Origin of the sequence: Amphibacillus xylanus NBRC 15112 (genome assembly GCF_000307165.1) — a bacterium.
Classification (GTDB): Bacteria; Bacillota; Bacilli; order Bacillales; family Amphibacillaceae; genus Amphibacillus; species Amphibacillus xylanus.
In genome coordinates this window covers 2,527,259-2,541,885 of sequence record NC_018704.1, presented here as the reverse complement: position 1 = coordinate 2,541,885, position 14,627 = coordinate 2,527,259, and the positions used below count along the sequence as shown (strand labels likewise).

9 protein-coding genes and 1 pseudogene are annotated in these 14,627 nt (G+C 35.0%); 9 read left to right on the top strand and 1 reads right to left on the bottom strand.

The genetic code is table 11. The features are described from left to right. The first annotated feature begins 293 nt into the window (after positions 1-293). Positions 294-1,586, top strand: a complete 1,293-nt coding sequence (locus AXY_RS11980) for an adenylosuccinate synthase (RefSeq protein ID WP_015011094.1) — start codon at positions 294-296, stop codon at positions 1,584-1,586. Positions 1,587-1,602: 16 nt separating this feature from the next. Here AXY_RS11980 and AXY_RS11975 read toward each other — a convergent pair. After that, positions 1,603-3,279, bottom strand: a pseudogene (locus AXY_RS11975) (IS1182 family transposase); the annotation flags it as partial. A gap of 440 nt (positions 3,280-3,719) precedes the next feature. On the opposite strand from AXY_RS11975, the gene AXY_RS11970 reads away from it, so the two are divergent. From AXY_RS11970 to AXY_RS11935, 8 genes are all read left to right on the top strand, one after another. Further along, positions 3,720-5,168, top strand: a complete 1,449-nt coding sequence (locus AXY_RS11970; RefSeq protein WP_015011092.1) for a LysM peptidoglycan-binding domain-containing M23 family metallopeptidase — start codon at positions 3,720-3,722, stop codon at positions 5,166-5,168. 673 nt (positions 5,169-5,841) lie between these two features. After that, complete coding sequence (locus AXY_RS11965; RefSeq protein ID WP_015009078.1) at positions 5,842-7,062, top strand: IS110 family RNA-guided transposase; 1,221 nt, start codon at positions 5,842-5,844, stop codon at positions 7,060-7,062. A 404-nt stretch (positions 7,063-7,466) separates the two neighbouring features. After that, positions 7,467-8,168, top strand: a complete 702-nt coding sequence (gene yycF / locus AXY_RS11960; protein ID WP_015011091.1) for a response regulator YycF — start codon at positions 7,467-7,469, stop codon at positions 8,166-8,168. 4 nt (positions 8,169-8,172) lie between these two features. Beyond that, the gene (gene walK, locus AXY_RS11955; protein WP_015011090.1) at positions 8,173-9,996 is read left to right on the top strand and encodes a cell wall metabolism sensor histidine kinase WalK; all 1,824 of its coding nucleotides are present in this window, start codon (positions 8,173-8,175) and stop codon (positions 9,994-9,996) included. Between the two features lie 2 nt (positions 9,997-9,998). After that, the gene (locus tag AXY_RS11950; protein ID WP_015011089.1) at positions 9,999-11,348 is read left to right on the top strand and encodes a YycH family regulatory protein; all 1,350 of its coding nucleotides are present in this window, start codon (positions 9,999-10,001) and stop codon (positions 11,346-11,348) included. After that, on the top strand, positions 11,329-12,264 hold the full coding sequence (locus AXY_RS11945; protein WP_015011088.1) for a two-component system regulatory protein YycI: 936 nt from the start codon (positions 11,329-11,331) through the stop codon (positions 12,262-12,264). Before AXY_RS11950 ends, AXY_RS11945 begins: the two co-directional genes overlap by 20 nt. After that, positions 12,261-13,058 carry an MBL fold metallo-hydrolase gene (locus AXY_RS11940; protein WP_015011087.1) on the top strand — a complete coding sequence of 266 codons (798 nt, stop codon included), beginning with the start codon at positions 12,261-12,263 and terminating at the stop codon, positions 13,056-13,058. The genes AXY_RS11945 and AXY_RS11940 overlap by 4 nt, the downstream gene beginning before the upstream one ends. Before the next feature lie 54 nt (positions 13,059-13,112). Further along, complete coding sequence (locus AXY_RS11935) at positions 13,113-14,360, top strand: S1C family serine protease (protein ID WP_041450400.1); 1,248 nt, start codon at positions 13,113-13,115, stop codon at positions 14,358-14,360. Positions 14,361-14,627: the final 267 nt, after the last annotated feature.

Genomic DNA, 14,627 nt, shown 5'->3' with positions numbered 1-14,627 from the left:
TAAATTAATAGAGATGACTAAAGTATAAAGGTATCCCTTTAGATAATAATAATTTAGTCATCTCTTTTTATTTTCTCTAAAAACGCCAATTTCCACAAAGTTATTAACAGAAAATTAAAACATTTAAAGTCGAACAATAAGTAAAATGTTCGTTTTAATGTTCGTAAATTGATTGACTTTTACAATTTTCACTGGTACACTATGGTTTGGAATTAAGTAAATTACTAATTTTAAGTCATATTAGTATTTAAAATATATAACATTTGATTAATTGACTGATGGAGGTGCCGACTATGTCAACAGTTGTAATTGTTGGAACACAGTGGGGCGATGAAGGTAAAGGGAAAATAACAGACTATTTATCACAGAATGCAGAGGTTGTAGCTCGTTATCAAGGAGGTAACAATGCAGGTCATACGATTAAGTTTGACGGTGTTACTTACAAGCTACATTTAATACCTTCAGGGATTTTCTTTGAAGATAAACTAAGTGTCTTAGGTAATGGTATGGTCATTGATCCTAAAGCACTTAATGAGGAAATTGCTTATTTACATGATAAAGGCATTAGTACAAAAAAATTAAAAATCAGTAATCGTGCACACGTAATTTTGCCTTACCACTTAAAGTTAGATCTCTTACAAGAAGAAGAAAAAGGGATTAATAAAATTGGCACAACTAAAAAAGGTATCGGTCCAGCATATATGGATAAAGCAGCCCGAGTTGGTATTCGAATTGCTGATTTATTAGATAAAGAGACATTCCGTGAGAAACTGGAGCAAAATTTAGCAGAAAAAAATCGTTTATTTACAAAGGTATATCAAGTAGAAGAAATTAAAGTTGAGGATATATTAGAAGAGTACTATGAGTACGGTCAACAAATCGCTAAGTATGTAGTGGATACATCTGTAGTACTTAATGATGCCATTGACCAAGGACGTCGTGTTCTCTTTGAAGGCGCTCAAGGTGTCATGCTTGATATTGACCAAGGTACTTATCCATTTGTAACGTCTTCTAACCCAATTGCAGGTGGAGTTACAATTGGTTCTGGTGTCGGCCCATCAAAAATTAATCATGTTGTTGGAGTTTCAAAGGCTTATACAACACGAGTTGGAGACGGTCCTTTCCCTACTGAATTACATGATGAAATTGGTGATCGAATTCGTGAAGTTGGGAATGAATATGGTACAACGACAGGACGTCCAAGGCGTGTAGGCTGGTTTGACAGTGTTGTTGTATCCCATGCGCGTCGAGTAAGTGGAATTACTGACTTATCATTAAACTCAATTGATGTATTAACAGGAATTGAGACACTAAAAATCTGTGTTGCTTATAAGTATAAGGGTGAGATCATTAAAGAATTCCCAGCGAGCTTAAAAGTATTAGCAGAATGTGAGCCAGTGTATGAGGAATTACCAGGCTGGACGGAAGATATTACGGGTGTACGAACTTTAGATGAATTACCTGTAAATGCACGTCATTACATCGAGCGAATCTCACAGCTAACTCAGATTCCATTGTCCATTTTCTCTGTTGGTCCAGATCGAACACAAACAAACGAAGTAAGAAATGTATACCGAGTGAAATAAGTATTTCAAGTTCAACTGAGGCTGGGACATAACCAGTCTTAGATGAGAAAAATTGCGGAATCAACATTGAATTGTTGTTTCCGCAATTTCTATTTTGTTTTGGATTGTTAGGATTATTTTCATTTTGGATTTTGGCGGTATACTTTCTTAAGTTTACTGCCATTAAGGCAAATGCTAATTCATTTTCTACTTTCGATTTTCCTCTAACGGAAAATCGAGTGAACGACAAATTAGCCTTCAAGAATCCAAAAACTGGTTCAACATCTATTTTGCGTTTTTTATAAATGTCTCCAGTTTCTTCTTCCGAAAGCTTAGTTCTTATATATTCTTTTTGCTCTTCCCACTTTTTATTAATAAACAACCTTCGATTGTTCCCCTCTTTTGCTTTTGTGCAATGAGAGCGTAATGGACAATCATTACAATTTTCAGATTGATATACCCTAAATTCCCTTGTAAATCCATAACGATCTGTACGATTAAAAAAGTACTGGAAAGTTAATTTTTGTCCGTTCGGACAAACGTAATAGTCATGCTCTCCATTGTACTCCCAATTGTCCGTCTTAAATGGATCATTCTTATATTTTCTTTTCTGCTCTTTCCTATAACTGTTATATGTAATAAGAGGTGTCCGGTTGCGATTCTCTAAAACATCATGATAATTTTGTTCACTACCATATCCAGCATCAGCGACGATATAGTCAGGTAAATCAAAAAAGTGCTTTTCAATTTTATCTAAAAAAGGAATGAATGTACGTGTATCCGTTGGATTTGGAAAAACATCGTAAGCAAGCGTGTATTGACCTTCTGTTGCGATTTGAACATTGTATCCAGGCTTCAATTGTCCATTCCTCATATAGTCATCTTTCATACGCATAAAAGTAGCATCATGATCGGTTTTAGAATAACTGTTTCTTTCTCCAAATATATCCATATCTTGTGCGTATTTCTTCTTTCGATCAATAAAGTCCTTTATTCGTTTCAATGCTTGCTTAGGAAACTTTCTCTCTGAACGAATTCTTTTACGTTCACTTCCAAGTTCACATTCCTCAATTTTCTTATTATAATCGTTCACCGTTTCTTCTAATCTTTCAGCTATTTCTTCAAGTTCAGTAATGGAAAGTTCGTCAGGACTTTCACGTTTAATTTCCGGGATAATTTCTTTTTCAAGTAGCTCATCATATATTTTATTTGAGTTTTCGATTAACTTCTCACTATAATTTTTAACTGCTTTTTTCCATACAAAAGTAAATTTATTTGCATTAGCTTCAATTTTTGTTCCATCAATAAATATTGCATCATGATCGATGATTTTTTCTTCAACCAATTGACAGCGAAATTGGATGAATAATTGTCGTAATAATTCTTGTACATCTGGATCGACTCGGAAACGATTGATTGTGCGATAACTTGGTTCATAACCTTGTGCAAGCCACATCATACGAATACTGTCTTTGAGGAGAGCTTCGATTTTCCTGCCGGAAAATACTGATTGAGAGTAAGCACATAATGTTATTTTTAACATCATTCGTGGATGATATGAAGGACGACCTGTTTTTCGAAGAAAATTTTCAAAAGCTTCTTCAGGAATACTCTCTACTAAATCATTAATGACAAAAGCAATATCATTTTCCTGAAGTTTCACTTCCAAATCTATAGGCAAAACCAATTGATTCATGTTATAATTTTGATACATAAAGGGCACCTCCGGTAGTTATTGTGTGGTACTTTAATTTTACCAAAAGGTGCTCTTTTTGTTGAATAAAATTATGTATATTGACTGGAACGAAAGACATTTGACTCCAGCGGGAAAAGAACGTGTCCGAAGATCACTGTATCGACTCTGGAGGAGTCGATACAGAAGCTGAGGCCGTTCCCGCGGAAAGCAAATGTCTGAAGTGGAGGTCAATATTTTTCATAAAACAACGGTGTACAGTCTTATACTGAACACCGTTGTTATTTTACTGGGTTTTGTCCCAGCCTCAGTTTTTTTCTTTTAATACAAGGTATAAAATGGAACCAATTATACGTTTATATTACATTATCGTTAAATGGGTTTAAATCTGAATTGATAGTATGTTAAGCTACTAGAGATGAAAAAACCATCTATGCAAATTGATGCAGGAGGATTGAACTATGCAAGCGTTTATTAAGACTAGCCTTACTAGTCGAATTAAAGTCATATTTGCGACGAGCTTACTAGTTACTCTCGTGAGTATCTTAGGATTAATCGTGGTAGAATCCCCGGTTACATATGCAAATAATGATACACAGCTTTCAACTATTTATCACGTATATCTTGAGGATGAATATATAGGCTCTGTTCACGATCAATCAACGATTGATAATTTTATTTCAGATAAAGTTGCAGAAAAAAACAATTCAGATAATGAATATATTTATGGATTTGGACAAGAGATCCTTTTTATTCCTGAATGGGTATTCTCTGCTAACCTAAATATTGATCAAGTTTTAGAAGTGCTTGATCAGCAACTAGTTCTTGGTATTCAAGCTACTACTGTCCAATTTGGCGAGAAAGTTTTAGGGCACTTTGCTTCAAAAGAAGATGCTGAACAAGCAATCAACGATTATAAGCAATTATATGTAGATGAAGAGGTATTAGAACGTCTAGAAAATAATGAAACAGATCAAAATAAAGAGCTTAAAGTTGGTGAAACTATTATTACTGACGTTAAGCTATCTGAAGAAGTTACATTTTCAGAGTCAGTTGTTTCAGAATCAGAATTATTAACAGTAAAAGAAGCCGTTAGACTATTAGAAAAAGGTACTTTAGAAGATATGATTCATCAAGTGGTCTCAGGAGATACGCTTTACTCAATAGGTGAAAAATATAATCTATCACAAGACCAATTATTAAAGCTTAATAATGATTTAGATGTAGATAGTATTTTACAACTTGATCAAGAAATTAATGTAACGGATTATGTGCCATTAGTAAATGTAGTTGTTTATGAAGAACAGCGTAAAGAAGAAGTAATAAAAGCACAGAAAAAGACTGAAGAAACTGATGAGCTTTATCGAGGCGAAACAAAGATAAAACAAGCTGGTGAAGACGGTAAAAAAGAAGTTCATCTAGCGATTGAAAAAGTAAACGGACAAGTCGTTGAACGAGAAGTCTTGGATGAGAAAATTATTAAAGAAGTGAAACACGATATTACGCTTGTAGGGACTAAAGTGATTCCGTCACGTGGTACAGGTGATTTTGCTTGGCCAGCAGTTGGTGGCTACATCTCAAGTAGTTATGGTTCGCGTTGGGGATCACATCATAAAGGAATCGATATTGCTCGCCCAACAAATCGTAACATCCTTGCATCAGACAATGGTGTTGTTGAAAGAACAGGTTATAATAGCGGGTATGGTAACTTTGTAGAGATTAACCATAACAATGGTTATAAAACATTGTATGCTCATTTATCAAGCATTGAAGTGAGTAAAGGTGACACTGTACCAAAGGGAACGAAGATTGGTACTATGGGAACAACAGGCCGTTCAACAGGCATCCACTTGCATTTTGAAGTGAAGAAAAACGGGTCAAATATTAACCCTGCTGAAGTATTAAATTAATCAAAAAACCTCTGTTAGTAAAGAGGTTCTATAATTTTTGGTGTTGGTGAGTTCTTTTACGAATTCGCTGGCACCTTTTTTGTGTTTCCATCGAAAAAGGCCCGTAGATTCCTTTAGAGTTAAGTTGACGAAAACCAATTTAAAGGAGAATCTACATGGCCTACGCTCATTGTATACGAAAAATATTTAATATTAAAGACGAAGGGTTAAATCCCTTACATTTATAGAGGAACGAAAGCAAGAGGAAACTGCTTAGTTAAAATAGTAGCCATTTAATTTAGTAGTGAAAAACAGCAGGTGAAATACACGAGACTCCTGCGGGAATAAATCTTTTCGGTGGGACGAGTAATCGCAGTCCCAGCACGAGCTGAAGATCCACTAAGGCAAGCGCTCTTGGCTTGCCTTAGTTAGCTAAAAGCCGTGCCCGTGGAAACATACTAAGATTAGTAGTACAAGACCTAGGCCAGGTTTTGTGCTACTATTTTTTTATAGTAGAAGTGAAGTAAAGCCGAATCACGCTAAGGACCTTGAGTTCGACGATCGGAAACTGGCTAACTTCACTCCCTTATTTGAATCAGCTTAGTATGTTGGGTCCCCAGAGACCGTGTATAAGAAAGTGGAATCGATAAGGTAAAGTGGAGACTTCTACAAAAATATTAAGGAGGAGAAGAAAATGAGATGCGTTATTGCTTTCGACGTTAGTCGAAAGAGTAGTACCATGGCCGCTTACAACGAGCAAGGTAACTGTGAATTTGAAGGGAGGTTAATTCATTCAAAAACGGGATTCTCTAATTTAAGTAAAATCATTAAAGATCTAAGTGAAAAGAATAATTATACCTTAGAATTTGTTTTTGAAGCGACTGGAGTATATTCGGCTGCTTTAGAACGATTCTTACGAGAGAATAATCTCGTTTATTATTCTTTAAATCCTTTATTAGCACACCTTAACACCCAATCTCTAAGAAGAAACAAAACAGATATAAGTGATGCGCATCAACTGGCTAAGAATCATTTTAAAAACGATTATTTCCAAACTTATCGCGAAGATTCTTATTACGAACAGATGCGTACAATGTCACGTCGCTATGATGAGATTATGAAAGAGAGGATTCAGTACAAAAATCGACTACATGCATCATTACAATTATCTTTCCCAGACTTTGATACGGCTTTTATTAACAAATCAAAACTTTATTATAATCTTGTACAAGTATTCCCTCACCCAAACTTGATATTAAAACGATCTAAAACAGTTATTAAAAATCGTATTAAAAAATGCACTAAGAAAAACTATTCATTAAAAAAGTTAGAGGAAAGAGCAATTTTATTGATTGAAATCGCAAAGGATTCATTTCCAGCAGTTGATGAAACAGACTATTCTTGTGAGTTAGTAAGGGATTATGCCAAGAAAATATTAGAGATGGAGGAAGAGCAAGATGAAATCATTCAAAGAATGACAGAAATGTCAAAAGACCGTAAAGAATACAGGATCCTTCGGTCATTTCCCGGAATAAAAGATAAATTAGCCTGTAGAATCATAGCTGAACTAGGGGATTTAACACGTTTTAAAAATAATAAACAACTAAATGCATACGCCGGTATAGATATCGTAAGATATCAGTCTGGAAATATGGAGTATAAAGATCGTATAAATAAACGCGGTAATAGTAGACTGCGTGGTATTTTGTATTTTATGATTGTCTCAATGCTTTCTGCTAAAGGAAAACAAATAAATCATTTAGTTGATTATTATTATAAATTAAAAAAACAACCCTATAATAAGCATCATAAGGTTGCAGTAGTCGCTTGTATGAATAAATTCTTGAAAGTCGCATTTCATCTTATTCAAAACGACCTATTGTATGATTATGAGAAAGCTTCAAGCCAACAATAATCATACTATGATTTAATTATAACACAATAGACCTTGAAAAAAAGACAAAAAACACAAGGTCTATTCGAAGTGCAAAATTTTAATTAATTCCCGGAGGGGTACCCCTCCGGGAATTAATTAAAAAAAGGGATTTAAACACTTGACTAAACGTAAGAAAGCGAGTGTATTTCACCTGCGGTGAACAAGTTGTAACTTTATTAATACTAATATAAATTTATTCTCGACTAATTATAAAACTACCAACACTATTTGACATTGAACCAGTAAAGAACAGAGTTTTTTTTCATCCATTTGAAATGAAAAAAGTTAAAATATACAAAAATCTATTTCAGCATAAGACATTTTGCTTAAAGTGCGTTAAAATAAGGCAAGAGGATAATATATTATCGGGAGGCAATATCGACATGAATCATAAAATTTTAGTGGTAGACGATGAAAAGCCAATAGCAGATATATTAAAATTCAACTTAGAAAATGAAGGTTATGAGGTCATATGTGCGTATGATGGTGATGAAGCGATTGAATTAACACATAAAGAAAACCCAGATTTATTATTACTTGATATCATGTTACCAAAACGTGATGGTAATGAAGTTTGTCGGGAAATAAGAAAGACACACAATATGCCAATAATTATGCTAACAGCTAAAGACTCGGAAATTGATAAAGTTTTAGGTCTAGAGCTTGGTGCTGATGACTATGTGACAAAACCATTTAGTAATCGTGAAGTAATTGCCAGAGTTAAAGCTAACTTAAGACGTCAGCAACAACCATATGATCAGACAAGTGTAACAAAAGATATTCAAGTAGGGACATTAATTATTCATCCAGATGCTTATGCGGTGACTAAGGGAGGCAAGCAGGTGGATTTGACTCATCGTGAGTTTGAATTGCTTCATTACTTAGCGAGACATATTGGGCAAGTCATGACACGTGAGCACCTATTAGAAACTGTTTGGGGCTATGACTATTATGGTGATGTGAGAACAGTTGATGTGACGGTCAGAAGACTTCGCGAAAAAATAGAGGATAACCCAAGTAATCCAGTTTGGATCATTACCCGCCGAGGTGTAGGTTACTATTTACGAAATCCTGAACAGGAGTAAGCACATGAAAAAAGTAGGACTATTTCAATCGATTCAATGGAAGATCATCATTATTATGATCTTACTTCTATTATTAGCGATCCAAGTTATTGGTGCCTATTTTTCTCAAGGATTAGAGAAAGAGCTTAAGCAGAATTTTGAAGAATCTATTGATGAACGATTGGAAGTTTTGAGTTATAACATTAGAGATGCGATATTAGCAGATAGATCAGAGGGTAATTTAGAGCGCTCGCTAGAGTATGATATTGCAAATATCATTGCACTATATGGCCAAAGTGATGCATACTCGAAGCTACAAATTGTAGATCGTCAATTCCGTATTATTGGTACAAATAATCAAGAAGACATTGGCAAGATTGTTACTGGTGAAAGTAGTGTAAGACCATCGATAATATCAGGAACCAAATCACGATCGATTCAAAGAGATGCTGTTACTGGTGAAAGGCGACTTGTTAAGATTCACCCATTATCAAACAATGATGATGAGCCAATTGGTGCTATTTATTTAGAGGCGTCAATGGAAAGTATTTATGAGCAACTTGCTAGTATTAATACGATTTTCCTTAATGGTACCTTAATTGCAGTTGGTATATCAGCTATTGTTGGTGTCTTAGTTGCTCGATCAATTACAAAACCGATTACTGAAATGCGTGAACAGGCGCAGATTTTAGCAAGCGGTGATTTCTCACAAGAAGTAAATGTATATGGTGTTGATGAGATTGGTCAGTTAGCTAATACATTTAATGAAATGAAAGAAAATATTAAGATTGCTAATCATACAACTGAGGAAGAGCGAAGAAAGCTAAGTTCGGTCTTATCAAATATGTCCGATGGTGTAATTTCTACTAATGAAGCAGGGCAAATCATTTTAATGAATGATCCGGCAGAGATTTTAATCGGTCAAACCTTTGAACAAGTACAGAATAAGCTTATTTTCGATGTGCTTAATTTAAGTGAAGATATGATTCAATTAGTTGAAATGCAAGATTCGAGTTCAATTACAATTGATTTTAGTGATGATAATCACTTCTTATTATTAAAGGCTAATTTTACTGTAGTAGAAGATGAGTATGGCCGATTTTCAGGATATATTACTGTGATTAGTGACGTTACTGAACAGGAAAAGGTTGAAAGGGAACGTCGAGAGTTTGTATCCAATGTATCTCATGAACTACGTACGCCATTAACGACAATGCGTAGCTATTTAGAGGCTCTTATTGATGGAGCATGGACGAATAAAGAGATCGCGCCACAATTTTTAGAAGTGACTCAAAATGAGACTGAACGAATGATTCGTCTTGTTAATGACTTATTACAATTATCCAAAATGGACAATAAAGGTCACGAAATGGTAAAAGAACGAGTGAACGTTGTACCGTTTTTCCACCATGTACTTGATCGATTTGAAATGAATAAAGATGAACGAATTAAAATTGAACGGAGTATCCCTCGTGAAAGTATTTTCTTATGGATGGATAAAGATCAAATTATTCAAGTCGTTGATAACATTATGTCAAACGCACTAAAATATTCACCACAAGATGAGGCTGTTCGGTTTAAATTAACGAAAGAGCGAAATCGCATAAAGGTAATGATTGCCGATAATGGCCCTGGTATCTCACCAAGTAAATTGGACAAAATATTTGATCGTTTTTATCGTGCTGATGCTGCTCGTTCTAGAGAACGTGGAGGTACAGGCCTAGGCTTAGCAATTGCTAAAGAAATTATTGTCAATCATCAAGGTCAAATATGGGCAGAGAGTATTGAGGGGCAAGGAACGAGAGTATTCTTCTCATTACCTTTAATTGCACGAAAGCAGGGTGATTAACGATGAAGCGGGAACAATTAAAAACAATCCTACTCGTATTACTTGTGTTTTCAAGTATGTTTTTAACATTAGCAATTTGGAACCACCAGCCGAACTTTGAGATGTCTGGTAATGATGAGAATTTAGTTGATCCAGAGATTGAATCAGGTTATCGTTTATCACGCTCAGAAATTTTAAAGCCCATCTATCTAATTATGCATAAGCAAAGCGAGGAAAAACCAATCGGTTTAGCAAGAAAATTAGCAGAAGTTCATTTATTTGAGCGAATCCGTGAATATTCATTATATAATTTTACGAGTTTTAATTTAGATGAGGAGTGGTGGGAAGAAAATAATGATCGATTAGAAATCGTATTTGCGACAGAACTACCATCTGAAACAATTTATGATTTATTTTCAGTTGATCAATCAACAGATATTCCAGAAGGTATTTTTAATCGAATCGAAATTATTTTAAATCATGAAGGATTTCATCTCATTTTTAGGAATGATCTAGAAGATCGGGTAATTGGGGCTAGTTTACAGGAATATGCGGAAGGAGTAGAGCGGATTGAGCGAGTATTTTCTACTGAGCCGTCAATAACATATGAAGTCCATGAAAGTAGTCGTGGGACAAATATGTATTTGCCGAATTATTTAGATGTTAAAGTTTTACTTTTTTCTTATCGAGATATCCCAATCGATCCGTTTAAGAATTTCCTCTTTAGTACCCCATCAATTGTTCGAAGTTCAAGAACTTCAACAGGAGATACAATTTTTATTGATGGCACTAGAGAGCTATCACATAAATCAAATTATATAACATTTACCAATCAAACAAATCAACAAAGAATTTCGGATGAAGATCTAACGTATTATGAGTTGCTAAATGAAGTAAATGATTTTATCAATACACATAAGGGTTACACGTATGAGGAACCATTTAGTTACTTTATTTCTCGATTAGAGATGACACCACAGACGAATCGTGTAGATTTTTCACTATCTTATAATGGGATTCCAATTTTCTCAGAATCACCGTTATCGACTATTTCGGTTGCTTGGCATAATCATGTTGTTTATCAATATCGTCACCCATTAATTACTTTAGTGGAACAGCGTGGTGTTGCTAGGGAGATGACAAATTTAATTAGTGCTAATGAAGTTATCCAAATATTGAGTGGTGATAGTTACCGGAGATCAGCAATCTATGATGTAACTGTTGGTTATCGTGTTAGAGAGCAAATAGGTGGTCAAGGCCAAGTGTATGAATTGATTCCGACCTGGTATGTTAAGGGGATTAATGGCTGGAGTCCGTTAGTAATTCTGCCGGAAGGTATAGGAGGGGATTCAAATGCAATGGGGCCAAATTAAAAATTTATTTATTGTTTGTTTTTTAATTCTAAACATATTTTTAGTGAAACAGCTGATTGATCGGCAAGAAGAGGACATGGCTACTATACCCATTACATCCCGTGAAGAACAATTGGAATTCAACATTAGTGGCTTAGATAACCTTTCAGATGAGAATTACACAGCGCCACTAATTCATACGCAAAATTATAATTATAATTTATATGCCCAAAAAGAACTTGAACAATTACCTAATCAACAAATTGTAGTGATCGATGATTTTTATTTGTTTTCTCGTTTTGATGAGCCAGTTGCTTTTGATTTTCTTGATGAGGATAATCAACTAAGTGATATTATTTTAAACGGCGATCGCTATACTTATTGGGATGAAGTTGAACAAGCTAGAGTACTGGTCTATTTTCAAAGTATCGAACACCCTGTATTCTATAATTCTAATGCTATTCTGTTGATTCATCTAAATTCTGAAGGGCATATTACACAATATGAACAGACACAATTAAGGGTTGTTGGTGGTGCGGATGAAGAGAGATCATTGATTAAACAATATGATGCTGTTTACCGACTATATCATCACTTAAACGCTTTAAGAACAGGTGATACAATCACAAATGCTTCTTTGGGATATCATAATTTAGTTTCACTACCTAATGGTGAGCAATTACTCAATCCAACTTGGAATATTCAAGTAAATAATAGTCAACATCATTTTGTTAATGCGATTGAAGGTCATAATTATCCACAAAATGATCAGTTTTTTTTAGAAAATATCATCAGTTTAGTAGACTTACTTGAATCAGAACACGATGATAACCTGAAATTTTATCACTTAGAGGAAGAAAGAGAAGATTTACTTTCAAAAATTACACAAACATTATTAGGTGTTCATCAAAATATAGTTGAGGTGGATAAAGAATGACGTTTCAATTTTCAGTGCTTGCCTCAGGAAGTTCAGGCAATGCATTTTATATAGGGACAGATAAAGAGAAAATTTTAGTCGATGCTGGGCTTAGCGGAAAGCAGATCGATCGATTGTTTGAAGAATCGGGTTTAAATCCCAAAGAACTATCAAGGATTTTAGTTACTCATGAGCATAGTGACCACATTAAAGGGCTCGGCATTATCGCAAGAAAATATAATTTGCCGATTTATGCAAACGAAAAAACATGGAAGGCAATGGAGCACTCCATTGGTAAAATCTCACTTGATCAAAAATTTATTTTTGAGATGGAACAAGTTAAAACATTTGGTGATATTGATGTAGAATCTTTTGGTGTATCACATGATGCAGCTGAGCCGATGTTTTATGCATTTCACCACCAAGGAAAGAAAGTTGCAATTGTAACGGATCTAGGCTATGTTTCCGAACGAATTAAGAAAACAGTGGAAAATGCTGATGCATTAATATTTGAAGCTAATCATGATGTTTCAATGCTTCAAATGGGCCGATACCCTTGGAACGTTAAGCGTCGTATTTTGGGTGACTATGGTCACGTATCAAATGATGACTGCGCGCTTGCATTAGAAGATATAATTGGTGACCAAACAAAACGAATTTATCTGGCTCATTTAAGTAAAGATAACAATATGAAGGAACTTGCACGAATGTCAGTAGAAAATCACCTAAAGCAAGCTGATTTTCCAATTGGTGATACAGTTACAATTCATGATACAGATCCTCTAGTGCCTACGCCTCTTTATCAAGTGGTTTAAACTTCAACTTTTTGAGGTAAACTAGTCACATTGGTAGTAAAGGGGTTGATCAGGATCGTATATTTTGATGATGGTACGAATAGAAGCCGAAATAAACGTTATCGACGAAATACAATAAATCTATTCCTCTCCTTAGTTATAGGAGTAGTTTTAGGTGCATTTTTGTTTGCTGTAGCTTTACCTAAACTAATAGAATTGGACTTGTTACCGTATCAATTTTATGTCGTATCCGAACAAGGAAATATTGTTGGACAGATGATGCATACTACACAAGAAGAGTCCACTTATAAATTAGATCCAATTAGACCTGTAAGTGTTGATATTGCTACACAAGTAACCTCGATTGTTGAACGTGTAACGCCAGCTGTAGTTGGGGTTGAGAATCTCCAAACGAAATCATTTAACTTTTGGGATCAGGCAAGTTATGATGGTGGGACGGGATCAGGCGTTATTTATAGAAAAGAAGCTGATCGAGCCTATATTGTGACGAACCATCATGTTATTGAAGGTGCAGATCAAATTGAGATTATTTTAGAAGACGATACACGCTTAATTGCTGAGCTTAAAGGTAGTGATTTATACACTGATTTAGCTGTACTAGAGGTTGATGGAACACATATTGATGTAGTCATTGAGTTGGGAAATTCTGAGCTAACGAAAGTTGGAGAACCAGTGATTGCAATTGGTAATCCATTAGGTTTAGGATTGTCAGGCTCTGTCACACAAGGGATTATTAGTGGCACACAACGTTCAATACCTCAAGACTTTAGTGGTGATGGATTAGCAGATTGGCAAGCAGATGTTATTCAAACGGATGCTGCTATCAACCCAGGTAACAGTGGTGGTGCGCTGATTAACATGCAAGGACAGTTAATCGGAATTAATTCAATGAAAATTAATCAGGAAGCGGTTGAAGGAATTGGCTTTGCGATACCCATTAATGAAGCCCTACCTGTTATTCAAGAATTAGAGCAAACAGGGCAAGTGACACGCGCATTTTTAGGTGTTGAGGCATATTCACTAATTGACGTTCCTAAAACAGAGTGGAAAAGAAGCTTACAATTACCTGATCACGTGATGGGTGGTATTTACATTCAATCAGTTGAACCCTTTACTCCCGCAGACTATGCAGGATTACAACCTTATGACGTCATTGTTGAATTAGACGGGGAACCCGTCCATACGATCGTTGATCTAAGGAAGTTTTTATATCAAAAGAAACAACCGGGTGATACGATGGTGGTCGACTTTTACCGAATGGGTCAAGCAGAACAGGTCATAGTTGAATTAACAAAACAGTAAAATTTAAATACCATATATAGTTCCTAATTAAAAGTGTTAGTGTTATGCTAACACTTTTAATTTGTTAAAAAATATTTATATATATGATGTCCACAGGGATTAAAATGTATTAAATACAAGTCTAATCAGTTGGATATAAGGCTAAAAGGAGCTAGACAGGGTAGGTTTTGGGGATAAACCAAACGTTATCCACAGACTGTGCATAACGTTGTGTGTAACTTTCAATATATAGTACAGAACGGGTATTCCCACACAAAATGTCTAACT

Coding starts and splice junctions, on each gene's coding strand:
- AXY_RS11970 (WP_015011092.1), top strand. CDS start 3,720: ATGCAAGCGTTTATTAAGACTAGCCTTACTAGTCGAATTAAAGTCATA.
- walK (WP_015011090.1), top strand. CDS start 8,173: ATGAAAAAAGTAGGACTATTTCAATCGATTCAATGGAAGATCATCATT.
- AXY_RS11950 (WP_015011089.1), top strand. CDS start 9,999: ATGAAGCGGGAACAATTAAAAACAATCCTACTCGTATTACTTGTGTTT.
- AXY_RS11980 (WP_015011094.1), top strand. CDS start 294: ATGTCAACAGTTGTAATTGTTGGAACACAGTGGGGCGATGAAGGTAAA.
- AXY_RS11940 (WP_015011087.1), top strand. CDS start 12,261: ATGACGTTTCAATTTTCAGTGCTTGCCTCAGGAAGTTCAGGCAATGCA.
- AXY_RS11965 (WP_015009078.1), top strand. CDS start 5,842: ATGAGATGCGTTATTGCTTTCGACGTTAGTCGAAAGAGTAGTACCATG.
- yycF (WP_015011091.1), top strand. CDS start 7,467: ATGAATCATAAAATTTTAGTGGTAGACGATGAAAAGCCAATAGCAGAT.
- AXY_RS11945 (WP_015011088.1), top strand. CDS start 11,329: ATGCAATGGGGCCAAATTAAAAATTTATTTATTGTTTGTTTTTTAATT.